A 22,248-nucleotide genomic window follows, 5' to 3' on the forward strand; every position below is an offset into this window, starting at 1 on the left:
GGTGCACGCCGACGCAGCCGGTGCTCCGTGTGCCGTGTGCCACGCCAGCTCGCCTCGCGTGCCTGATGTCACTGCCAAGACGGCAGAGTGTGCCTCATGCCATGCCACGAGCGGTTCTGACTATCACCGGGATATGGCGACACAGCACACCTACGCTGACTTCGGCCCCAGCTGCATCGCCGCTGGCTGCCACGTGTCCGGCTCACTGCCCGCCGAGCACACGCGCTTCTTGTCGCGCTACCCCGCCTACAGCGACACGTGCGCGCTGTGCCACCTGAACACCGACCCCGCTCGCATCGATTGGGACACGGCGAGCGCGGACTGCTCGACGTGTCACGAGGTCCACGGCGACATCGGTGTCATCCATCAGGCGCCGAACAGCGCGACCTGCACCGCATGTCACGAGACGCCTGACGTACGCACGATCCACGCGGGCTCACCGCTCGGCGAGTGCGCCGTCTGTCACAACAACCCGTCGCGTGTGCCGACACTGCCCGCGACCGTCGACTGCGCGTACTGTCACGACAAGGCCCCGGTCGACACGAAGCACTACCCGGCAGCGCCGCACCTTGCCAGTGAGTCAGGATGCGCAAACTGTCACCTGCTCGACATGAAGGCTGAGCACGTCAAGCCGACGGTCAACGTGACCTGCGTCCAGTGTCACGAGACCGAGGTCGACGCGTTCACGCAGCCGTGGGATAAGCGTTGCATGACCTGTCACTCGACGCGACACGGCGACAAGGCATCCAAGCATGTATCAACGAATACGGCGTGCTCGGGCTCGGGTTGCCACAGCATCACCGACGCTTCGGACATCCACAAGGGCGTGCAAGGCGGCGGGTGTTCGGTGTGCCACAAGTCGGCGACCAGTTTGGCGACGACCACGGACTGCACCGCTGCGGGCTGCCACCAGGGCGCCACGGGTGATCACCACGCAAGCCATGACGGCCAAGCCGCGAACGGTGTCGGGTGCGAGGGCTGCCACTTCCGCTACCTCGATGATGAGCACGAGTCGCTTGGCTACACCTGCGCGACGTGTCACTCCTCCACGAACACCGTGGTGAAGAACGCGATCACGGCTAACGACCGCCGTTGCCTCACCTGCCACCCCGATTCGGCCCACAACCAGCGTCAGGCAGCGGAGTTCGCGCCTGGCAACGCGTCTATGCACCGCGTCCGCTCGGACCTGCCCGGAATGCGATCCAGCTTCGTCGTCAACGGCTCCACGTACACGTGGTCGCTGCCGAGCGCGTCATCGTTCCTGAAGTCCGGGTATGCGGTCAACTCGATCGTCACCTGCGACTCATGCCACACGTACAGCGGCACCACCGGTCCGCACGGTGCGACGATGAAGGTCAACGTCGACCCGGCGTACCCCAACCCGTACAAGGTGGTGGACGGTAGCGAGTCGTTCACCGCCCAGCTCTCGGCGAACTCCCCGACGGGCATGAGCATGTCGAAGAGTGGCTCGTCAGCCGCCAAGATCATTTGCGAGAAGTGCCACGACCTGAATGGGAGCGGCTCCAACTTCAGTAACAATGCTCACGCTGAGCACGACGATCGTGGCCGCGAGGGTTCGTTCTGCAACCAGTGCCACGTGGCCATCCCGCACGGATGGGGCAGGCCGCGTCTGCTCGGCTACACGACGGATCCCGCAGCGTATCGCACGTGGGTGGGTACCTCCGGGGCCAAGGACGGCGGGCTCGCACGGATCACTCTCAAGAGCTACACCCCGAACAACTGGCAGAAGTCCGACTGCGGTGCAGGCTGCTCGAGTTCGAGGCACCCGTTCTCGGGGACCACATGGCCCAACCAGATGGCCGCTCCTGCCGACCCCAACATGGGTGGCGTGTCGGGTAAGGTGACGGATCAAGCAGGCGCGTCCGTATCGGCCGCTACGGTGACCATCGGCGGCACGACGGCGACGACGGGCACCGACGGCATGTTCTCGGTCGCGAACCTGGCCGCTGGCACACACTCGGTCACGGTTGCGAAGAGCGGGTACACGACGTGGACCGGCAGCGTGTCGGTGACATCCGGAGCGAACACCACCCTGAACGTCCAGCTCCAGACGGCGAACGTGGCCACCAACTGGGCGCTCACGGGCACGGCGACCGCGTCGAGCTCGTACAGCTCGGGGACCGGTCCGTCTCGGGCGATCGATGGCAGCACGTCCAGCTACTGGCGGTCGCAGGACGGCAACAGCGCTTGGTTGCGCGTCGATCTGGGCTCCTCACGCAGCGTGAGCAAGGTCGTCATCAACTGGGACGACTCTCGTTATGCGAAGGACTATCGCGTCGAGACTTCGCCTGACGGTACCAACTGGACCACGCGATTCTCGACCACCAGCGCTTCCAGCGGAACGAAGACCCATACGTTCAGTGCAGTTGAGGTCCGCTACGTGCGTCTCACGTGCACGAGTGCCAACGACAGTCACTACCGTGTCATAGAGTTCGAGACGTGGAGCTTCTAAGCCCACAGTGAAACCGGGAAAGGGTCCGCGACTGCGGGCCCTTTCCTTTTGCGCTACACTGCACTTTCGACAATCGAAGAGAATCACAGGCGTTGACGGGGAAGAGTAGAGGCCAATCCTCGCTTCAGAGAGCCGGGTCACGGTGAGAGCCCGGCGCAGGACGCTTCGAAATCCACCCCTGAGCCACTCGGACAAACGTTCGGCCGTCTCCACACACACGCGAATGACCTTCGCAGGCGGTCGGGGCAAGTAGACCGGGTCGGTGGCAGCCGTTACCTGCCGCACGCGAGACAGATTCGCGACTATTTGGCGACCTCGTTCGCCAGAGTCACGTACTCCACATCACCACCGTGCGGCCGGACTCGGCGCCATCGCCCAAGCGAAGAAGGGCGAGCTATGGCGCACACGAGCGAACGCATGAAGGGTGGCCTGTCAAAGGCCCCGCACCGCAGTCTGCTCAAGGCCGACGGCCTGACGGACGAGGAGATATCCCGGCCGCTGATCGCGGTCATCAACTCTCACAACGAGATCATTCCCGGGCACCTGATGCTCGACAAGATCGCCGATGCCGTGAAGGCGGGCATCTACATGGCGGGCGGCACGCCGTTCGAGATCTCCACCATCGGCGTGTGCGACGGCATCGCGATGAACCACGCCGGTATGCGCTACTCGCTCATCAGTCGTGAGGTCATCGCGGACTCGGTCGAGATCGCCGTGGCAGCTCACGCGTTCGACGCCGTTGTCATGATTCCGAACTGCGACAAGGTCATTCCGGGCATGGTGATGGCGGCTGCTCGCCTCGACCTGCCCACGGTCGTCATCAGTGGTGGGCCCATGCTGGCCGGACGTGGCCCCAAGGGGGAGGCGGTCGACCTCGACACTGTCTTCACCGCCGTGGGCAAGGTCACGGCCGGATCGATGTCTGAGGAAGACCTGCTCCTCCTCGAGGACCACGCGTGCCCCACGTGCGGCAGCTGCGCCGGACTGTTCACCGCGAATTCGATGAACTGTCTGGTCGAGGCTATCGGCATCGGGCTCCCTGGCAACGGGACTATTCCGGCTGTCTACTCAGAGCGAATCCGTCTGGCCAAACGAGCGGGCATGCGCGTCATGGACATGCTCGAGCAGGGCATCACCGCTCGGAAGATCATCAACGCTGACTCCATCCGCAACGCGATGACCCTCGACATGGCATTCGGCGGCTCATCGAACACCGTGCTCCATCTCACGGCGATCGCCCATGAGGCTGAGGCGGACATCACCCTCGACGACTGGTCTGCCGTGTCGGCCAAGACCCCCAACCTCGTGCGAATCAGCCCGGCCAGTGACCGGCACATGGAGGACCTCTATGTCGCCGGTGGCATTCCCGCGATCATGCGCGAGCTGGATCGGGCCGGGCTTGTCAACCGCGATGCGCCGACCGTCGACGGCCGCACGATTGGCCAGATCGCCGACGCCGCACGCGAGGCCGACGGCGACATGATCCGGCGCCTTGAGAATCCGCACTACCCCGAGGGTGGGCTGCGCGTACTGCGTGGCAACCTGGCCCCGGATGGTGCGGTGGTCAAGCAGTCGGCCGTCCCGGTTGAGATGAGGCTTCTCACCGGCCCCGCGCGCGTCTTCGAGTCCGAGGAGGATGCGGTGTCGGCGATACTCGGAGGCGCGATTGTCGCCGGGGACTTCGTTGTCGTTCGTAACGAGGGACCCAAGGGAGGTCCCGGGATGCGCGAGATGCTCACCCCCACAAGCGCCATTAGTGGGATTCCCGAGCTTGCCCGGAGCGTGGCGCTGATCACGGACGGGCGCTTCAGCGGAGCGACGAAGGGTCCTGCGGTGGGCCACGTGAGCCCGGAAGCCGCAGCGGGCGGCCCCATCGGGCTTGTGAACGAGGGTGACTCGATCACCCTGAACATCGACGAGGGCTCCCTGACCCTCCACGTGAGCGAGGGAGAACTAGCCGAGCGCCGCTCGGCGTACTCGGTACGGGAGCCAAGCGTCACGACCGGCGCGCTTGCGCGCTACGCCAAGCTGGTTTCGTCTGCGGACAAGGGGGCGGTGTTGTCATGAGTGAGCGCATCACCGGCGCCGAAGCGCTCGTCCGCTGTCTGGAGGCCGAAGGGGTCGACATACTCTTCGGATATCCGGGCGGCGTGGCGTTGCCGATATTCGACGCCCTGTACGACTCGAAGCAGGTGCGCACGATTCTGCCTCGACACGAGCAGGGGGCGGTCCATGCGGCGGATGGTTTCGCGCGTGCCACCGGCCGTTGCGGCGTTGCCCTCGTGACGAGCGGACCGGGTGCCGCCAACACGATCACCGGCATCGCAAACGCCTACATGGACTCGATTCCGCTCGTGGTGATCACCGCGCAGGTCTCTACCGCGGTCATCGGCACCGATGCCTTCCAAGAGATCGACATCACCGGCATCACGGTGCCTATCACCAAGCATAACTACCTGGTCAAAGACGTGGCAGAGCTTCCCGAGATCATGAAGGAAGCGTTCCACATCGCGACCACGGGGCGCCCCGGGCCCGTGCTGATCGACGTGCCGGTCGACGTCAGCAAGGGTGAGCTCGACTTCGCGTATCCGGACAGCGTGAACCTGCCCGGCTACAAGCCGACCTACAAGGGCCACAGCAAGCAGATCAAGCAGGCCGTGTCGCTCATCACTCGCGCGAGAAGGCCCCTGCTCTACGTGGGCGGCGGCGTCATCTCGAGTGAGGGTGCCAAGGAGCTCAAGGAGCTCGCCGAACTCATGCAGATCCCCGTCACCACGACGATGATGGGCAAGAGCGTCTTTCCCGAGGACCATCACCTGTGGATCGGTATGCCGGGCATGCACGGTGCCAAGTACACGAACTACGCCATCACCGAGGCCGACCTGCTCATCGCGGTGGGCGTACGCTTCGACGACCGGGTCACCGGCAAACTCGCGGCGTTCGCAAGTAAGGCCAAGATCATCCACGTGGACGTGGACCCGGCCGAGATCGGAAAGAACAAGGCCGTCGACGTCCCCATCGTCGGCGATGCCAAGAACGTGCTCGCCGGTATCGTCGCCGAGCTGCGCAAGACCGACGCCGAGTCGAAGTCCGAGGCGTGGGTGGCCGTGATCGACGAGTGGCGCAAGCAGTTCCCCCTCCACTACGGCGGACACGAGGCGGGCGCCGCCGGCGAGCACCTCTTCCCGCAGTACGTCGTGCAGCGCGTGAGCGAGCTCACCAAGGATCGCGACACGATCATCTGCACCGAGGTGGGCCAGAACCAGATGTGGGCGTGCCAGTACTACACGCTGCGCCATCCGCGCTCGTGGGTGTCGTCGGGTGGACTGGGAACCATGGGTTTCGGGTTCCCCGCAGCTATCGGCGCTCAGGCGGGCCGGCCCGACGCGCTCGTCATCGACATCGCCGGTGACGGCTCTATTCAGATGAACACGCAGGAACTGGCAACAGCCAAGATCAACGGCTTCCCCGTGAAGATCGTCATTCTCAACAACGGCTATCTGGGCATGGTGCGCCAGTGGCAGGAGCTCTTCTACGGGCGCCGCTACAGTGCCAGCGTGCTGCCGCAGGACTGTCCTGACTTCGTGAAGCTCGCCGAGGCGTACGGCTGCTTCGGTGTACGCGTCGAGAAGCCGGCTGATCTGGATGCCGCGCTACAGGCCGCCTTCGACTTCGACGGCCCGGCCATTGTCGACTGCCGCGTGGTGGGCGAGGAATGCGTGTATCCGATGGTGGCGCCTGGCGCGAGCATCGATGAGATGCTCGGTGGTGTGCCGGGGTGCCCGGTGTCTGAAATGCTCGACGACGATATCCTTGAGGAGGTGTGGGAGTGATGAGACACACGCTCTCCGTCGTGGTTGAGAACAAGCCCGGCGTGCTCACCCGCGTCACGTCGCTCTTCGCTCGACGCGGCTTCAACATCGACTCACTTGCCGTGGGCACGACCGAGGACCCGACGCTTTCGCGCATCACCATCGTGTGCTCGGCAGCAGAGACGCCGATCGAGCAGATCACCAAGCAGGTGCACAAGCTCATCAACGTCATCAAGGTCCAGGAGTTGGACCCGGCGGATTCGGTCGATCGTGAGCTCGTCCTGTTCAAGATCAACGCGGCGCCCGAGCGCCGTCACGAGATCATCGAGATCGCCAACGTGTTCCGTGCAAAGATCGTGGATGTGGGCAGGAACTCAGTGACCATCGAGGCCACGGGGGCGACAGACAAGATCGACGCGATGGAGGACCTCTTCCGCGCGTATGGCATCAAGGAAATGGCACGTACCGGGAAGATCGCGCTGACGCGCGGTCGGGAAAGCTGACGAGGGAAAGGCGAGGGACCAGCATCATGGCAACTATCTACTACGAGAGTGATTGCGATCCCCAGTTGATCAAGGACCGCAAAGTAGCGGTGATCGGCTATGGATCGCAGGGGCACGCGCATGCGTTGAACCTGCACGATTCGGGCGTCGACGTGCGCGTCGGCCTGCGTGCATCCTCCGCGAGCTGGGACAAGGCGAAAGAGGCCGGTCTCAAGGTCATGACCGTGCGCGAAGCGGCCGCCGAGGCCGACCTCATCATGATCCTGACGCCCGATGAGACGCAGGCGCACACGTACTACTCCGAGATCCACGAGTCTATGGCGCCGGGCAAGGTCCTCGCCTTCGCCCATGGGTTCAACGTCCACTTCAAGCAGATCGAGGCGCCTGCGGGCGTCGACGTCATCATGATCGCGCCGAAGGGTCCGGGCCACATGGTCCGTCGTGTGTACACCGAAGGCTCCGGCGTGCCGTGTCTGGTCGCGATCGAGCAAGACGAGACCGGCCAGGCGCTCGCGGTCGGCCTGTCGTACGCGTGGGGCATCGGCGGCGCGCGCTCCGGCATCATCGAGACGAGCTTCCAGGAAGAGACCGAGACCGATCTGTTCGGCGAGCAGGCCGTGCTGTGTGGCGGGGCGACCGAGCTCGTCAAGGCGGGCTTCGAGACGCTGGTCGAGGCGGGCTACCAGCCCGAGATCGCCTACTTCGAGTGCCTCCACGAACTGAAGCTCATCGTCGACCTCATGTACGAGGGCGGCATGGCCAAGATGTTCGACTCCATCAGCAACACCGCCGAGTACGGTGCCTACGTCACCGGCCCGCGCATCATCACCGAGGAGACGCGCGAGGAGATGGCGCGTGTGCTGTGGGAGATCCAGAACGGCACGTTCGCGCGTGACTGGATCCTGGAGAACAAGGGCGGGTCTGCGCATTTCAAGGCCACGCGCCGTATCAACTCCGAGCACCTGATCGAGGACGTGGGCGGCGAGCTTCGCTCGATGTTCAACTGGATCAACAAGGACTAGGGGGCGTTTCATGCAGAAGAAGTACCTGATGACACCGGGGCCGACCCCGGTACCCGCAGAGGTCATGCTGACCATGGCCGCCCCGATGATCCATCACCGTACGCCGGACTTCTCGGCGGCGTTCAAGGCGGCCATCGACAGCCTGAAGTACGTGTTCGAGACCAAGGGCGACGCGCTGTTGTTCGCCTGCTCGGGCACGGGCGTCATGGAGTCGGCCATCGTGAACTGCTTCTCGGCCGGAGACACCGTCGTGGTCTGCCGCAACGGCAAGTTCGGTGACCGCCAGAAGGGCATCTGCGAGGTCTACGGACTGAACGTCGTCGATCTGCGCTACGAGTGGGACCAGGTCGTCGACCCGGCCGACGTGGCCACGGCGCTGGCCGAGAACCCCGGCGTGCGCGGTGTCATCGTCACGCAGTCTGAGACCTCGACGGGCGTGCTCAACGACGTCAAGGCGATCGGCGCCATCGTAAAGGAGCACGACGAGACGGTTCTCATCGTGGACTCGATCACGGGCATCGGTGCGGTCGACTGCAAGACCGACGAGTGGGGGCTCGACGTCGTCATGACGGGCTCGCAGAAGGGACTCATGCTGCCGCCGGGTCTGGCCGCGTGCACCGTGAGCGAGAAGGCGTGGCGTGCCTACGAGCGCTCCACGCTGCCGAAGTACTACTTCGACTGGATGAAGTACAAGAAGAACGTCGAGAAGGATACGACGCCGTTCACGCCGGCGGTGTCGCTCGTGCTGGGTCTGAATCAAGCCCTGACGATGATCAAGCAGGAGGGGCTCGAGAACACCATCGCCCGGCACAGCCGCCTTGCCGAGGCGACACGCCGTGGCTGCGAGGCGCTCGGTCTGAAGCTCTTCGCCCCGCCTGAAGGGCGCGGCAGTGCGGTCACGCCCGTGTGGGTTCCCGAGGGTGTCGACGGCAAGGCCATCGTGAAGGTCATGAAGGACAAGTACGGCGTGACCATCGCCGGCGGCCAGGACGACTACGTCGGGCGCATCATCCGCATCGGCCACCTGGGCTACTTCGGTGAGTTCGACATCATCACGACGCTTGCGGCGCTTGAGATGACCTTGGCCGAGCTGGGCTTCGACTTCGAGCGGGGCTCGGGTCTCAAAGCCGCCGAGACCGTCTTCATGGAAGGGTAGGAGACTGATGAAGGTACTCGTCGCAGAGCGGATCGCCGAATCCGGAATCACGCTGCTCAAGGGCAAGTTCGACGTGGACGTCAAGACGGATCTGACCCCCGAGCAGCTCGTGGCCGAGATCCCGGCGTACGACGCGCTCATCGTTCGTTCCGCCACGCGCGCCACGCGTGAGGTTGTCGAGGCCGGGGTGAACCTCAAGATCATCGGCCGCGCGGGAGTGGGCGTGGACAACGTCGACGTCGACGCTGCCACCGAGCGCGGCATCATCGTGTGCAACGCGCCGACCTCAAACATCGTCTCGGCCGCCGAGCAGACGATGGCGCTCATGCTGGCCATCGCACGCAAGACCCCGCAGGCGTCCGCGAGCATGAAGCAGTGCAAGTGGGAGCGTAGCAAGTTCACCGGCGCGGAGCTCTACGAGAAGACGCTCGCCATCTTCGGCTTGGGTCGCATCGGCTCGCTCGTTGCCGAGCGGGCACGGGCGTTCGGGATGAACCTCATCGGGTTCGACCCCTACATCAGCGAGTCCCGTGCGGCTGAGATGGGCATCACGGTCTACGAGAACGTCGACGACATCCTGCCGTTGGCCGACTTCATCACGGTGCACCTGCCCAAGACCAAAGAGACTATCGGCATGTTCGGTGCCGAGCAGTTCGCCGCCATGAAGGACGGGGTGTTCCTGGTCAACACCGCTCGCGGCGGGATCTACCAGATGGACGCGCTGGCAGCGGCCCTTGAGAGCGGCAAGGTCGCGGGCTGCGGCATCGACGTCTACGAGGTCGAGCCGTGCACCGACTCGCCGCTGATCGGGCTCGACAACGCGATCCTCACGCCGCACCTCGGCGCGAGCACGGCAGAAGCCCAAGACCGCGCGGGCGAGCAGATCGCCGAGTACGTCGCGTTGGGTCTTGAGGGCCGCATGGTGCCCACGGCGGTCAATGTGGCGCCCGTTCCGCCCGAGGTCATGGAGAAGGTCGGGCCGTTCATCGACCTGGCGCAGGACATGGGAACGATGCTCGCGCAGCTGGCTCACGGCGGCGTCGACGAGATCGACGTCATGACCGTCGGCGCGCTGGCCGACCTTGACACGCGCATCGTGCGCACGGCCGCGCTCAAGGGGCTGCTCACCCGAGCCACCGACGAGGCGGTCAACTTCGTCAACGCTGACTATCTGGCGGAAGCACGCGGCATTCGCGTGACCGAGACGAAGCGGGCCGAGACGCACGACTATGTCTCGCTTCTGGTCCTGCGCGCGGTCACGCCGCACGGACCGGTCGAGATCGGCGCCACGCTGATCGGCAAGAAGGACGAGCCGCGCATCGTGACGCTGTTCGGCTACGACCTCGACTTCTCGCTCTCGAAGCACATGGCGTTCTTCCGCTATCCGGACCGCCCCGGCATGATCGGCAAGGTCGGCACGGTGCTCGGTGGCCAGTCCATCAATATCGGGTCGATGCAGGTGGGACGCACCGAGGCCGGCGGCCAGGCGCTTATGGCCCTGACTGTGGACGCGCCGCTCGACACGGCGGTGCTCGAGCGCATCCGCACCGAGGCGGTCATGGACGACGCCTGGTACGTGCAGCTGTAGTTCGCGTTCGAGCGACAGAGATGCTCTGCCTGAGGCCCCCATTGGGGGCCTCAGGCTTTCCTCACGCTATCAGTTCGACCCGCGGATGAGAGCCATGAGCGCGGGCGTCTGCAGAGTACAGCCGTGCGTCGAGCAGGTCGGCCAGCCCGGCTGAGAAGGCGTCGTAGAGGGTGCAGCCCAGGTGCTCGCGCGCCTTCACCGCGGCGGTCACCAACTCGTTGCCAAGTGGGACGGCTATGAGGTTCAGTCGCGCGAGGTCACCCCAGATGCGAAGGGCGTCTTGGGTCGTGCGGTCTCGAGTGGAGGCGCGGAGGACCTCGTAGAAGAACAGCGCGTCGACCGCTATCAGGATTTCATGCCGCCCGTACCGCCTGAGGAGGTCCCGGGCATCATCACAGCCCGGTTCGTCCCGGAACCACTTGACGCCCACGGAGGCATCAAGCACATAGACGGGTCTAGTCATGCTCCCACGGCTCCACCTCGGCACGTAGGGCGCGCAGCTTCTCCAGCGTGCTCGGCTCATCGGCGGATAGCGGGTCGGCCGTCACCTCCCTGGCGAACGCCTCCATATCAGCAACTGCGGCCTCGACGCGCTCGGCGTGACCCTCTCGTTTCAGCCGCGCTCGGCGGGCGGTCACGTAGTCCGCGACAGCTTCCTCGACGAGGGAGCTGCGACTCCTCTCCATGGACCCGGCCGATTCGTCGAGTTCCTCAAGCAGCCAATCGGAGAGTGCAATCGCGATCTTCTTCTTCGGCATGAGGTCCTCCGATCAACGCCGCATTCATACCATGTATTCATACCGCCGCGAGGAGCCGCGAGTCAAGGCTCGTGTGACGCGTCTGGCAGGATGGCGCCGTTAGCACTGCCCGTTAGCCCCTTCGCCGATTGTGCCCATCATGCGCCTGACGCGCTGCGCTATACTCCGCGCATGACTCTTACCGCCCACATCCTCGCTTCGGACCTGCGACTTACGATGCCGGCCACCGTCGCCTGACGGTTCGCGCGCCGGCGCCTCTGCGTCCGTTCTCTCTCTTGAGCGAGGAGTCTCCCCGTGAGCAGCCCCGACCGCGTTTTCATCTTCGACACCACCCTGCGCGATGGCGAACAGTCGCCGGGCGCGTCCATGAACGCCGAGGAGAAGCTCGAGATCGCACGCCAGCTGGTGCGGCTCGGCGTCGACGTCATCGAGGCGGGCTTCCCGGTATCCAGCCCCGGCGACTTCGACAGCGTACGCCGCATCGGCGCTGAGGTCGGCGACGCGGCCATCGTGTGCGGACTGACCCGTGCCGTACCCAAGGACATCGAGGTTGCCGCCGATGCGCTCAAGACCGCCGCGCGTCCGCGCATCCACACCGGCATCGGCGTGTCGGAGTCGCACCTGAACGACAAGCTGCGCATCAGCCGCGAGACCGCCGTCGAGCGCGCGGTGGCCGCCGTGAAGCATGCGCGCAAGTTCGTCGAGGACGTCGAGTTCTATGCTGAGGACGCGGGACGCGCCGACCCGGCGTTCCTGTACCACATGGTTGAGCAGGTCATCGCGGCAGGCGCGACCGTCGTCAACATCCCTGACACCACCGGCTACGCGTACCCGGAGGTCTTCGGCACGCTCATCGGCGGCCTCATGGAGCACGTCGCCGGCATCGAGGACGTCATCGTCTCGGTGCACTGCCACAACGACCTCGGACTGGCGACCGCGAACTCGCTGGCCGGCGTCAAGGCGGGTGCGCGGCAGATCGAGTGCACCATCAACGGCCTGGGCGAGCGTGCGGGCAACACCGCCATGGAAGAGGTCGTCATGGCGCTGCGGATGCGCCGCGACGTCTTCGGGGTCGACACGAACATCAACACCCGCGAGATCACCCGCGCATCCCGACTCGTCGCGGGAATCACCGGCATCGTGGTGCAGCCCAACAAGGCGGTCGTGGGCGCGAATGCCTTTGCGCACTCCAGCGGCATCCACCAAGACGGCGTGCTCAAGGAGCGTTCGACCTACGAGATCATGGACCCGGCCGATGTTGGGGCCGGAGGAAGCGCCATCGTGCTTACCGCCCGCAGTGGGCGCCACGCGCTCCGACACCGGATCGAGGCTCTGGGCCTCACCGTGTCCGACGAGGAGTTCGAGCGCGTTCACGAGCAGTTCCTCGCTCTGGCAGACAAGAAGAAGGAAGTCTACGACGAAGACCTTGAGGTCCTCGTCGGTGAGACCGAGCGTGCCGTCAACGAGGTGTACCACCTCGAGCATCTACAGGTGACGACCGGTGACCCCGGCATCCCGACCGCTACCGTCGAACTCGTAGACAGCGACGGCACTCACTACATCGACTCGAGCCACGGCACCGGTCCGGTCGACGCGCTCTACAAGGCGATCAACAAGATCGTCGAGGTCGAGAACGACCTGACGGAGTTCCGCGTCGAGGCCGTGACCCGCGGCATCGATGCGCTGGGTGAGGTCACGATCCGCGTCACGAGCCCCGACGGTCGGGTCTTCACGGGCAGGGGAGCGCACTCCGACATCATCGTGGCGTCCGCAAAGGCATACACGAACGCGCTCAACCGGCTGCTCGTTGCGCAGACGAGCACGCTCGAAGAGGAAGGGTAGGTGGAAGTCCGCTCCCCGGGCGGGCCCGTGCTCTGACGGCCCACTTAGCGCTAGAATCGCACGGGCGTCCGTCGAGGCGCGAGTCGCTGCTAGAGGAGCCGTACCCATGCCCGCCGAGAACACCGAGCTTGTCGAATGCGTCTCCGAAGCGGGTGAGCGGGACTCGGATTCGCCGGCCGCGCCGGACGCGGGCCCTGGTCAGCTCTGGCAGAAGGTTCCCAACAGCGAAGAACTTGTCATCGCCCTGACTTTGGGTGCGGTGCTCTGGGCACCACTGCTCTTCCCGCAGGGGGCCATGCAAAGCGTCGTCCAAGCCGTCGGCCTCGGGACTGCTGCGCTTCTACTATGCGTTGGGCTACTTCGTCGCCAGTTTCCCGTCGGCCCGCAGTCCTTCCGGATCGTTGTCCTCGCGACCTTGACCGTCGCCTGGATGCTCGCCAGATCACTTGCCTCCGCGAATCCAGCGGTTTCGATCATCGGAGTCTACGGGCTGTCCGCCGGCTCAGCATCCGTGCTGCTGGCTGTCGCATGGCTTCTGGTAGGCATGATGTTCGGGCTCTCCGCACTCAGACACGTCTTGCTGGTCGTTGGACTCTCGGGAGCGGCGTTCTCCGTGCTTGCGTGGATCGAGGCCGTGACGACCGGCGCCAGGTTCCAGGGTTCGGCTGCCGGCGCATTCGAGAACTCGATGACGCTCGGGGGGTTCTTGAGTGTAGCCGCACTCAGTCTCATTGCTCTCGCGTTCGGGAGCGCGAGCAAGGTGCATCGTGTGTTCTTCGCACTGGCGGCCCTGCTCGCCGCCTCCGGAGTCTTCGCAGCCGGATCGCGGGCCGGTTTGGTAGGCCTGCTGGCGGCGCTCGCCTTCGCGTCTGCGGTGTGGCTCGCGAGGCGTCGGAGCCGAGTGGCAGAGTGGTCGGTACTCATTCTGGGTGCCGTCGTGCTGGCCGCGACCGTGTTGGGAGTATTTGCGGCGCGCGGTTCGTTGGGCGCGGAGGCGCAGACGCTCCTCGATCAGCAGGGCACCAGCCGTGGCGTGATCTGGCGCAGCGCATGGGCGACCATTTCCGAGCACCCCCTCGCTGGGCGCGGGCCTCAGCAGTTCACTGCCGTCATCGACTGGGTTGTGGATTCGCGCGGCATGATATCGATGTACGCCACGAACGATTCGCACAACGTCGTCTTGGCGTTGCTTCTCGGCGGAGGAATCATCGGATTGCTGCTTGTTGTCACAGCCGTCGCGGCCGTGATGATATCGATGATTCGGAAGGCGACCAGATTGCCACGCCCGGCCGGCGTACTTGTAGCGTCGATGCCGGTGACGCTGGTAGCAGCAGGACTGTTCAGCTGGATCGGCCCTTCTGCGCTCGTGTGCGCTTCGCTCATCGCGGGATTGGTGCTCCGTGGGGCTGTTGAGCGAGAAGGCAGACTGCCGAGGTTGGCCACAACCTCGTATCGTGTGGCCGTCGTGGGGCTGGCAGCGTGTACCGCCGCCGTAGCGGTTCTCGCGACGGGTGCCTTGGTCTATCAGGTGCGATACGAGTCTCTGCTCGCGAAGCCCGATGCGACCACAGTCAGCCAACTGCTGGAACTCTACCGGCGATATCCTGAGCCGGGGTTCGCCTTCTCGGCCGTGCTCATGATCGGCCCCGGGGCCATGCAAGGCGACTCGGCTGAGCTCGAGCGGGTTAAGGATGTTCTGCGGATCGCCTCGCGCGACGTGCCTTGGTCGGTGGACCTCGCTGCGGTCGCGGCAACCGTCGCGATCGTGGAATCGGAGCAGTCTGAAGCGGGGCACGAGACCGTGGTCAAGGCTCTTGAAAACGGCCGCTCAGCGGATCCGTCGACATCGCTCTGGGACGCCGTGGTGGCCATGGATGCCTCTCAGCGTGGCCTTGATGCGGTGGCGAACGACTATGCGGTCCGGGTGCTTCGAGGACCTGTGAGCCAGCAGCAGCGTGAGATCGTGGAGACCGCTATTCAGCGGTAGTGACAGGCCGGGGCTGCCCCTAGCGACGCTCGGGTACACTGGCAGCGCGCATTCCACTTGGATCGAAAGGGTAGTCGAGCCCCGTGCCTGCAGATGGACCGCTCAAGCGCCGGACCAAGATAGCCGTGGTCATCGGTACCCTCGAAGTGGGCGGCGCCGAGCTCGATATAGTGCGCAACTTCCCGCAGCTCAACCGCGATGAGTTCGATGTGATCGTGCTTGCCTACGAGCGGGCCGGCATCTTGGCACCGGAGCTCCAGCGGCAGGGGATTCGGGTGATCGCAGGTGACCTAGGCACGCCGGCCGTGTCGAAGTCATGGCTCATGCGGCGCATTCGGACGGTCGCCTATCTGTCGCGTGTCGTACCTTGGATCGGGCATGCGCTCCGTGCCGAACAGGTCGACATCGCTCACTTCTTCCTGCCCAACTCGTACGGCTACGGCATGCTCGCTTGCATGCTCATGCGTTCCAAGGTCAGGCGTGTGATGAGCCGACTGTCACTGAACTTCTACAGCGACACGAACGCCATGCTGGCGTGGCTGGAGCGCTCGGTGTTGCACGCTCGCGTCGATATCGCCATCGGCAACTCCAGGCCCATACTCGGCGAACTGGCCGAGGAGGGCGTGGATCCCGCGAAACTGCGGCTGCTGCACAACGGCATCGATCCCGCGCCGTTCGAGAGACACTCCGGTGACCGAAAGAAGGCACGCGAGGAAATCGGCATTGCGCAGGACACCTACGTGATTCTGGCGGTGGGAAACCTGCACACGTACAAGGGCCATGCAGATCTCATTGAGGCGTGCGCTCTTGCGGCCGAGCAGATGCCGACGGGGTGGCGACTGCTGATCGCGGGTCGTGACCAGGAGGGCAACCGTGCGACGCTCGACGCCTTGGCGGCGGCATGCGGCGTCGCGGCCAACGTTTCGTTCCTCGGCGAGCGCGACGATGTGCCACTACTGCTGTCGGCGGCGGACGTGTTCGCACATCCGTCTCACCACGAGGGGCTGCCGAACTCGATCATCGAGGCGATGTCAGCGTCGTTGCCGGTGATTGGCACGAGCGTCGGCGGGATTCCCGAGGCTGTGCTCGCGCTTTCAGCCGGTGTGGGGAGCGACGAGGAGACCGGCTGGCTCGTGCCGCCCAAGGACCCTGACGCGATCGGGGCGGCCCTGGTTGAGGCTTCCAAAGAGGTGGATCGGAGGATCCAGATGGGCGAGCGAGCCCGGGAGCGCGCGGTGGCCGAGTTCTCGCTTGAGCGGAGCATCGAAGCGTACGAACGGATCTTCCGCGAGCTTCAGACCTGACCAGTCTGGTCAATCCGGGAAGGTAGCGAGGTCTTGCCTCAGCGTCTGCGTGGCGGTGCCGCTTCGATTATGATGTGTCACGTTCAGGACGGGCCAATCAGTGAACCGGAGTGAGGGTTTGTGTCAATGAGCGAAGGGCCCATCTACGATTCGGCAGTCCGGCCGCCGCGCGCCCTCGAGGAACTGCTCGACGCCTATCGATACCGCCACTTGATTGCGGAGTTCGTGCGCCGCGACATCGTGACTCGCTACAAGCGGTCGACGCTCGGCGTGCTTTGGACGATGCTGAACCCCTTGGGAACCATGCTGATCATGATGGTCGTCTTCTACCAGCTGTTTCACATCACCACGCCGAAGTACCCCATATTCGTGCTGAGTGGCCTTATCTCTTGGGGCTTCTTCTCACAGGTGACAAGCGCGGCACCCCAGACGCTCTTGTGGTCGGGCCCCCTCGTTCATCGCGTGTACATCCCGAGAACGCTGTTTGCGTTCACCTCCGTCGGGGCGGGTCTGGTGAACCTGATGCTCTCTTTCGTCCCACTAGCGGTCATCATGGCGATTCTTCGGGTTCCGCCTACGCCCGCGCTGCTCTCTCTGCCCCTTGCGGTTCTTCTACTGACCTTGTTCTCGCTCGGTCTCGGGCTTCTGCTGTCGACGTGGACGGTGTACTTCCCCGACGTGATCGACATCTACGCCATCTTCCTCACGGCATGGATGTATGTTTCCGCGATCTTCTACCCCTACGAGATCATCCCGATCGAGTACAGATGGTGGTTCTTCAACCTGAACCCCATGTACCACCTGATTCTGCTCTTCCGCGATCCGCTCTACTACGGCAACTGGCCCTCTCTGGCGCATGTTGGCGCCGCAACAGTTGTCGCGGTGAGCATGCTGCTCATCGGATGGTTCGCGTTCGCGCGAAAGGCGGATGAACTTGCCTACCGACTCTAGCGGGGTGATTCACCGACACCCCGAAGCCGTGCCTGACCTGGTGCTTGGACTTGAGAACGTATCCGTCGTCTACCGCGTGAACAAGGAGCGAATCACCTCGCTCAAGGAATACGCGATCAAGCGCGTTCGTCGGCAGGTCACCCACGAGCAGTTCTGGGCGTTGCGAAATGTCAGTGTGGAGCTCGCTCGAGGTGAGGTCTTTGGCATTGTGGGCCGCAACGGGGCCGGCAAGAGCACGATGCTCAAGGTCTTGGCCAAGGTGCTGCGCCCGACCGAGGGGCGCGTTTGGGTCAAGGGACACGTGGCGCCGCTGCTCGAAATGGGAGCGGGTTTCCATCCCGAACTCAGTGGTCGCGAGAACGTGTACCTGTACGGCTCGTTGCTCGGATTCACTCGCGAACAGATGGACTCGAAGTTCGAACGCATTGTGGACTTCGCCGAGGTGTGGGACTTCATCGACAATCCGCTTCGCACCTACTCCACCGGCATGGTCACTCGTCTGGGCTTCTCGATTGCGACAGATGTTCAGCCGGATGTTCTTATCGTCGATGAGATTCTCGGTGTTGGTGACGAATCCTTCCAGCGCAAGAGCCGCGCAAGGATGCTCGGTTTCTGCAAGGAGGGAGCGACCGTTATCCTGGTCAGCCACAATCGGGAACTCATGCAATCGCTGTGCGATCGCATTCTCTGGCTCGACCACGGCACCATGAAGATGATCGGGCCCGCGGAAGAGGTGGCGACCGCCTATCACGAGGCCAACATCTGATGGGTGCGTCCGACGGAACGGGGCGACTGAGTGAGATGGTGAAGCCTTCATCGTACCCGGAGTTCGACTACTCGACGCCGGAGGGCGCGGAGGCCATTCGGCGTGTCCTTGTGGGCGTACTGGAGCTTCGCAGGGGGCTCAAGAAGCCTGGAACGGCACGCAAGGTCGGTTCCTGCTCGCGTCTGTACGAGCGGACCCTCGGCGTCGCCGTTCCTTTCGTGCTGCTGAGACGAGCCGCTCGAGAGCGTCGGAAGGGGCGCCCTACTGAGGAGATCGGTATCGCCGGACTCTTGGTTCGGGATGTTCGCCGGGAGGTGATCTGTGAGAGCACTGTGCGCAAGGTTGTCCTCTACGAACGGTCACTCGGTCTCGCGGTCGCTCCCGTGCTCGCTCGCAGGATTGCCTACGCGGTTCGGCGCAGACTCCGTCGAACTCCAGTGATCCGATGAAGGTTCTGCAAGTCAACGATGCGGACCTGCGGGGTCGGCGGTTCAGCGGCTTCGACCTCATCGAGGATCTCGCCGGTCGAGGTATCGACGCGTCTCAAGCGGTGTTGATCAAGAGCAGTGCGAGTGACAAGGTCTTTGCGCTGCTCGAGGACCCGGTTGACCAGGCGCTCAACGACGCATTGTGGCGGGTCGAGCAGAAGGAGGGCATGGACGGCCTTCTCTACCCGTGGGCTCGCGTTCTGGCCGAGTCAGAGGAGTTTCGCGAAGCCGACGTCGTCCACTATCACTTGCTCCATAACCGGATGCTTTCGCTCCTGGACCTGCCGTGGCTCTTCAGCACTAAGCCGTCGGTGTGGTCGTTTCACGACTCGTGGCCCATCACCGGCCATTGCGTGCAGCCGCTCGGATGTTCAGGCTGGATCTCAGGGTGCGATCCTTGCCCGTACCTCGATCGTTGGTTTGGGATGCAGGTCGACCGCGCAGGTCAGATGTGGGCACTCAAGCAGCGAGTCTACGCCGAGCTTGAAGTCGATATCGTCGCGGCATCTGACCTCATGCTGGACGACATCAAGCGCAGCCCCCTCACCGCGCACTTCGAGCACGTGCACCTGATTCCCTTCGGCGTGCGAGGCGACCTCTTCTTGCCCGACTCCGAGAAGGTTGCGAGCAGAGATGCACTCGGCATTCCCCGCGATGACTTCGTGCTCTTGTCTCGGGCGGCGCCAGGTACTCTGAAGGGGACGGATGTGTTCGTGGACAGCATGGGGCTGCATCCTCCGACTCGGCCTACCACCCTCGCCACCTTGGATTCAGTCGGGCTCTTGCACAGACTCCACGAGGAGTACAGCGTGCGCGAGTTCGGGTGGGTTGACGACCAAGAGCTCTACTCGCGGCTGCTGTCGGCCTGCGACGTGTTCGTCATGCCCTCGAGGGCGGAGTCATTCGGACTCATGGCCCTCGAGGCCATGGCGGCGGGGCGTCCGGTCGTATGTCTCGAGGGTACTGCAGTCGAATCAGTCGTTCGGTCCCCGGAGTGCGGATTGGCGGTGCCGCCGGGCGACCCGTTAGCATTGCGCGAGGCAATCGACAGCCTATCTCACGACCCGGAGGGCATCGCGAGGCGAGGACGGATGGGCAGAGAGATAGCCGGTTCCGACTACGGCATCGACCGCTACCTTGACGGCCTGTGCGACGTGTACCGAGAGGTGCTCACTCGCAAGCGGCGTGAATAGGAGTGGAGCGTGCGCAGCCCCTCTTCTTCAGCCCTTCCGGAATCGCGCCGCGATCTTCTCGTATGAGTCCTGTCCAACCAGTCGGACGACTGCACCTCGCAGGCCGCGGTACCGAGCTGGCGGGGGCGTCGGCTCTTCGCCATGCAGCTCGGCGATCAAGTACTGCCTCGTTGCGATGCACTCTTCTACCGCGATGACCTCCTCTCGCGACAGCTTGAAGTCCCGGCGCAGATCAGTGACCAGTCGAATGTCTGAGAGGTATGCCCTTTCGACGTCAGCTGACTTCTGGGCCTCGCTCTTCCGGTGAAGCGACAGCGCGCTCGGCAGATAGCGGTGCCGTGCGCCAAGCGCCATCGCACGCATCCAGAAGTCGTAGTCCTCTCCGAACACGCCCATGCGATAGCCGCCTACCCGATCGAACCACTCTCGCCGATATGTGGCTCCGACACTGTAGAAGCACCACCGGATGACGTCCTCGAGCCTCAGCGAGATGACACTGCCTCGGTCCTCGGGGCTGTATACCTGTTCTCTGGGTCCGTCCGGATTCCAGAAGTACCCGTTTGTTGAGTAGATATCGTAGCCGGCCTCTTCCTCGATGAAGCGCGCCATGTGTTCGAGATGATTCGGGAGCAGGATGTCGTCTGCAGAACAGATGACGATCATTTCTCCTGCCGTGGAGCTCACGCCCGTGTTGTACGCGCCAGCTGAACCCTGGTTCTCCTGGCGCACGACTCGGAATCGTTTGTCCTGCGACATGTACTCCGATGCGATTCTGGCCGTTGAATCGGTCGAGCCGTCGTCGACTATCACGCACTCCCAGTCGGCGAGCTGTTGCTCGAGCACCGCATCGAGAGTCTCCGGGAGTGTCGTGGCTGCGTTGTAGGCCGGCACGACGATTGAAAAGCGGGGCATCTGGACGCTCCTTGATGTGTCAGGTCCATGTGGTTCGGAACGGGGGCGGTGCAACCTGCGACGGCTCAGCGTGTTCGGCGACGGGGATCCAGCGACCTTGCGAGCAGTGATGCATCTCGACGCAGCAGGGCGGGGTCAGGTAGGGCGGAGAGCATGCGCATCCATTGCCTGCTGGTTCGAATCGGCTCAGCGACGGTTTGCACAGGCAACGAGTCCGTGAAAGCGACAAGCCTTCGCGCGACAGCATCGGCGCGCAAGGTCTGGCGAGCGACTTCGCTCCCCCGCAAACCCACCTCCGCTCCCAGTAAGGGCGATCGCAGCGCTCGTACTACGGCCGCTGCGAAGCCGTCCACATCGTCAGGCTCAACGAGGAAGGCGGATTCGGAGTCAACCAGGTAGAGCGGTATGTCTCCAACGCGGGTGACCACCACAGGTCGGCCGGAGGCCAGGTACTCGCCAAGCTTGTTTGGGAAGCCCGCATCCGAGAACTCGCCCCTAGAGCGCGGAAGCAGCAGCACGTCTGCTTGCGCCAACACCGAGGGGACTTCGGCTGGGACAACGGGGGGCTCAACGAAGACCACGTCGGATAGGTCGCGGTCGGCCACCATTCGTTTCAAGCCGTCCCTTGTCTCTGCAGTCGCGTCCCCGAAGATGCTCAACTTGAACTCCGGGATGGCGGCGCGTACGAGCGACGCGATCTCGATCAGATACCGAACCTCTTGATGAGCGAGATTGCCCACGTATGCGGTTCGAGATGTACCTGTGGGCGATGGCTTCTCGTCGAAGCTCGATGCTCGCACTACCGAGGGCTGGAGGAACAGGCGCTCGCTAGGCACTCCGTGCTCGGTCCAGTACGCGGCAAGATGCTCCGAGACCGTCCACACGCCGTCCGCGCACCCGGTTACGCAACGGATGTAGTCGTCCCGGTCCTTGGGGTCTATCTGGAGGTCCGTCAAGGCCTCATTCGAGAATGCAACCGTCTTCCAGCCGAGCCTTCGGGCGCATCGAAGCGCCGAGCGCATGACCGGGTACGATCGCGTGTCAACAAATACAACGACACGTTCCTCCCGTTGTGCGAATGCGAGCAGCTCGCGTTCGAGCAGGAGTTCAAGCCTCCACCTGGGCGCACGGTCATCACCTGCGCAGTTGTCGCGTTCGAAGATTCCCCGCTCAGCGGCATCCGCTCTGTCCCCGAAACGGTAAGGTGTCGGTGGAAGCCACGGCGCACGCGATTCGACGTCGCCGAGGACAGATGGCGTCCAGTCCGCGGGGTACAGAGGGAGGCCAATAGCACGAGCCTCCACGTCGATCATGCTGAGACCCGCCAACAGGGCGCCGTGAAACGCAGTCGTCGCGAGGCTGCCCGGAGATCCAGCAGCCGGTATCAGGTCGATGACCTTCAAGTGTGATTCCTTGACCAAGCTCTCGGTTGCTCGCATGAAAGCAGCGAACTCAGTTAGCGGCTCGCAGGTTGCGAATAGTAGTATTGCCGA

General features: G+C 64.0%; 18 protein-coding genes. 14 read left to right on the forward strand and 4 right to left on the reverse strand.

Translation table 11 applies throughout. The features are described from left to right. The 7 genes from U1E26_05755 to serA form a co-directional block, all read left to right on the forward strand. Nucleotides 1-2,473: discoidin domain-containing protein (locus tag U1E26_05755; GenBank protein MDZ4169142.1), on the forward strand; the 2,473-nt coding region annotated here is incomplete at its 5' end. 396 nt (nt 2,474-2,869) lie between these two features. Beyond that, the gene (ilvD, locus tag U1E26_05760) at nt 2,870-4,540 is read left to right on the forward strand and encodes a dihydroxy-acid dehydratase (protein ID MDZ4169143.1); all 1,671 of its coding nucleotides are present in this window, start codon (nt 2,870-2,872) and stop codon (nt 4,538-4,540) included. Next, nucleotides 4,537-6,306, forward strand: a complete 1,770-nt coding sequence (ilvB, locus tag U1E26_05765) for a biosynthetic-type acetolactate synthase large subunit (protein MDZ4169144.1) — start codon at nt 4,537-4,539, stop codon at nt 6,304-6,306. The genes ilvD and ilvB overlap by 4 nt, the downstream gene beginning before the upstream one ends. Next, nucleotides 6,306-6,788 (forward strand): acetolactate synthase small subunit, encoded by a 483-nt coding sequence (gene ilvN, locus U1E26_05770; protein MDZ4169145.1) that lies wholly within the window; start codon nt 6,306-6,308, stop codon nt 6,786-6,788. Before ilvB ends, ilvN begins: the two co-directional genes overlap by 1 nt. 26 nt (nt 6,789-6,814) lie before the next feature. Continuing rightward, complete coding sequence (gene ilvC, locus U1E26_05775) at nt 6,815-7,810, forward strand: ketol-acid reductoisomerase (protein ID MDZ4169146.1); 996 nt, start codon at nt 6,815-6,817, stop codon at nt 7,808-7,810. Between the two features lie 10 nt (nt 7,811-7,820). After that, nucleotides 7,821-8,966 (forward strand): alanine--glyoxylate aminotransferase family protein, encoded by a 1,146-nt coding sequence (locus U1E26_05780; GenBank protein MDZ4169147.1) that lies wholly within the window; start codon nt 7,821-7,823, stop codon nt 8,964-8,966. Between the two features lie 7 nt (nt 8,967-8,973). After that, entirely contained in the window at nt 8,974-10,554 is a 1,581-nt protein-coding gene (serA, locus tag U1E26_05785) for a phosphoglycerate dehydrogenase (protein MDZ4169148.1), read from the forward strand. 61 nt (nt 10,555-10,615) lie between these two features. On the opposite strand, the gene U1E26_05790 is transcribed toward serA, so the two are convergent. Together U1E26_05790 and U1E26_05795 are read right to left on the reverse strand one after the other, a co-directional pair. Beyond that, nucleotides 10,616-11,017, reverse strand: coding sequence for a type II toxin-antitoxin system VapC family toxin (locus tag U1E26_05790; GenBank protein ID MDZ4169149.1), 402 nt, complete (start codon nt 11,015-11,017; stop codon nt 10,616-10,618). Then, nucleotides 11,010-11,312, reverse strand: a complete 303-nt coding sequence (locus tag U1E26_05795) for a ribbon-helix-helix protein, CopG family (protein MDZ4169150.1) — start codon at nt 11,310-11,312, stop codon at nt 11,010-11,012. The genes U1E26_05790 and U1E26_05795 overlap by 8 nt, the downstream gene beginning before the upstream one ends. A 294-nt stretch (nt 11,313-11,606) precedes the next feature. On the opposite strand from U1E26_05795, the gene U1E26_05800 reads away from it, so the two are divergent. The 7 genes from U1E26_05800 to U1E26_05830 all read left to right on the forward strand — a co-directional run bounded on the left by U1E26_05800 (nt 11,607) and on the right by U1E26_05830 (nt 19,843). Next, nucleotides 11,607-13,154, forward strand: a complete 1,548-nt coding sequence (locus U1E26_05800) for a 2-isopropylmalate synthase (protein ID MDZ4169151.1) — start codon at nt 11,607-11,609, stop codon at nt 13,152-13,154. 106 nt (nt 13,155-13,260) lie between these two features. Beyond that, entirely contained in the window at nt 13,261-15,141 is a 1,881-nt protein-coding gene (locus U1E26_05805; GenBank protein MDZ4169152.1) for an O-antigen ligase family protein, read from the forward strand. A gap of 83 nt (nt 15,142-15,224) precedes the next feature. After that, nucleotides 15,225-16,445: a glycosyltransferase gene (locus tag U1E26_05810; GenBank protein ID MDZ4169153.1), complete on the forward strand. Its 1,221-nt coding sequence runs from the start codon at nt 15,225-15,227 to the stop codon at nt 16,443-16,445. Between the two features lie 126 nt (nt 16,446-16,571). Next, nucleotides 16,572-17,396 carry an ABC transporter permease gene (locus U1E26_05815; GenBank protein ID MDZ4169154.1) on the forward strand — a complete coding sequence of 275 codons (825 nt, stop codon included), beginning with the start codon at nt 16,572-16,574 and terminating at the stop codon, nt 17,394-17,396. Beyond that, nucleotides 17,380-18,162: an ABC transporter ATP-binding protein gene (locus tag U1E26_05820; GenBank protein MDZ4169155.1), complete on the forward strand. Its 783-nt coding sequence runs from the start codon at nt 17,380-17,382 to the stop codon at nt 18,160-18,162. Before U1E26_05815 ends, U1E26_05820 begins: the two co-directional genes overlap by 17 nt. A 35-nt stretch (nt 18,163-18,197) precedes the next feature. Next, on the forward strand, nt 18,198-18,611 hold the full coding sequence (locus U1E26_05825) for a hypothetical protein (protein ID MDZ4169156.1): 414 nt from the start codon (nt 18,198-18,200) through the stop codon (nt 18,609-18,611). Then, entirely contained in the window at nt 18,608-19,843 is a 1,236-nt protein-coding gene (locus U1E26_05830) for a glycosyltransferase (GenBank protein MDZ4169157.1), read from the forward strand. The genes U1E26_05825 and U1E26_05830 overlap by 4 nt, the downstream gene beginning before the upstream one ends. A gap of 27 nt (nt 19,844-19,870) precedes the next feature. Here U1E26_05830 and U1E26_05835 read toward each other — a convergent pair whose 3' ends face one another. Both U1E26_05835 and U1E26_05840 read right to left on the reverse strand, forming a co-directional pair. After that, nucleotides 19,871-20,755 carry a glycosyltransferase family A protein gene (locus tag U1E26_05835; GenBank protein MDZ4169158.1) on the reverse strand — a complete coding sequence of 295 codons (885 nt, stop codon included), beginning with the start codon at nt 20,753-20,755 and terminating at the stop codon, nt 19,871-19,873. Between the two features lie 65 nt (nt 20,756-20,820). Beyond that, nucleotides 20,821-22,158, reverse strand: coding sequence for a glycosyltransferase (locus tag U1E26_05840; protein MDZ4169159.1), 1,338 nt, complete (start codon nt 22,156-22,158; stop codon nt 20,821-20,823). Between the last annotated feature and the right edge of the window lie 90 nt (nt 22,159-22,248).

The organism is Coriobacteriia bacterium (assembly GCA_034370385.1).
Taxonomy (GTDB): domain Bacteria; phylum Actinomycetota; class Coriobacteriia; order Anaerosomatales; family PHET01; genus JAXMKZ01.

What these genes read in the sequence shown, in the direction of transcription:
- ilvD (MDZ4169143.1), top strand. Translation starts at nt 2,870, where the DNA reads ATGGCGCACACGAGCGAACGCATGAAGGGTGGCCTGTCAAAGGCCCCG.
- ilvB (MDZ4169144.1), top strand. Translation starts at nt 4,537, where the DNA reads ATGAGTGAGCGCATCACCGGCGCCGAAGCGCTCGTCCGCTGTCTGGAG.
- ilvN (MDZ4169145.1), top strand. Translation starts at nt 6,306, where the DNA reads ATGAGACACACGCTCTCCGTCGTGGTTGAGAACAAGCCCGGCGTGCTC.
- ilvC (MDZ4169146.1), top strand. Translation starts at nt 6,815, where the DNA reads ATGGCAACTATCTACTACGAGAGTGATTGCGATCCCCAGTTGATCAAG.
- U1E26_05780 (MDZ4169147.1), top strand. Translation starts at nt 7,821, where the DNA reads ATGCAGAAGAAGTACCTGATGACACCGGGGCCGACCCCGGTACCCGCA.
- serA (MDZ4169148.1), top strand. Translation starts at nt 8,974, where the DNA reads ATGAAGGTACTCGTCGCAGAGCGGATCGCCGAATCCGGAATCACGCTG.
- U1E26_05790 (MDZ4169149.1), bottom strand. Translation starts at nt 11,017, where the DNA reads ATGACTAGACCCGTCTATGTGCTTGATGCCTCCGTGGGCGTCAAGTGG.
- U1E26_05795 (MDZ4169150.1), bottom strand. Translation starts at nt 11,312, where the DNA reads ATGCCGAAGAAGAAGATCGCGATTGCACTCTCCGATTGGCTGCTTGAG.
- U1E26_05805 (MDZ4169152.1), top strand. Translation starts at nt 13,261, where the DNA reads ATGCCCGCCGAGAACACCGAGCTTGTCGAATGCGTCTCCGAAGCGGGT.
- U1E26_05815 (MDZ4169154.1), top strand. Translation starts at nt 16,572, where the DNA reads ATGAGCGAAGGGCCCATCTACGATTCGGCAGTCCGGCCGCCGCGCGCC.
- U1E26_05825 (MDZ4169156.1), top strand. Translation starts at nt 18,198, where the DNA reads ATGGTGAAGCCTTCATCGTACCCGGAGTTCGACTACTCGACGCCGGAG.
- U1E26_05830 (MDZ4169157.1), top strand. Translation starts at nt 18,608, where the DNA reads ATGAAGGTTCTGCAAGTCAACGATGCGGACCTGCGGGGTCGGCGGTTC.
- U1E26_05835 (MDZ4169158.1), bottom strand. Translation starts at nt 20,755, where the DNA reads ATGCCCCGCTTTTCAATCGTCGTGCCGGCCTACAACGCAGCCACGACA.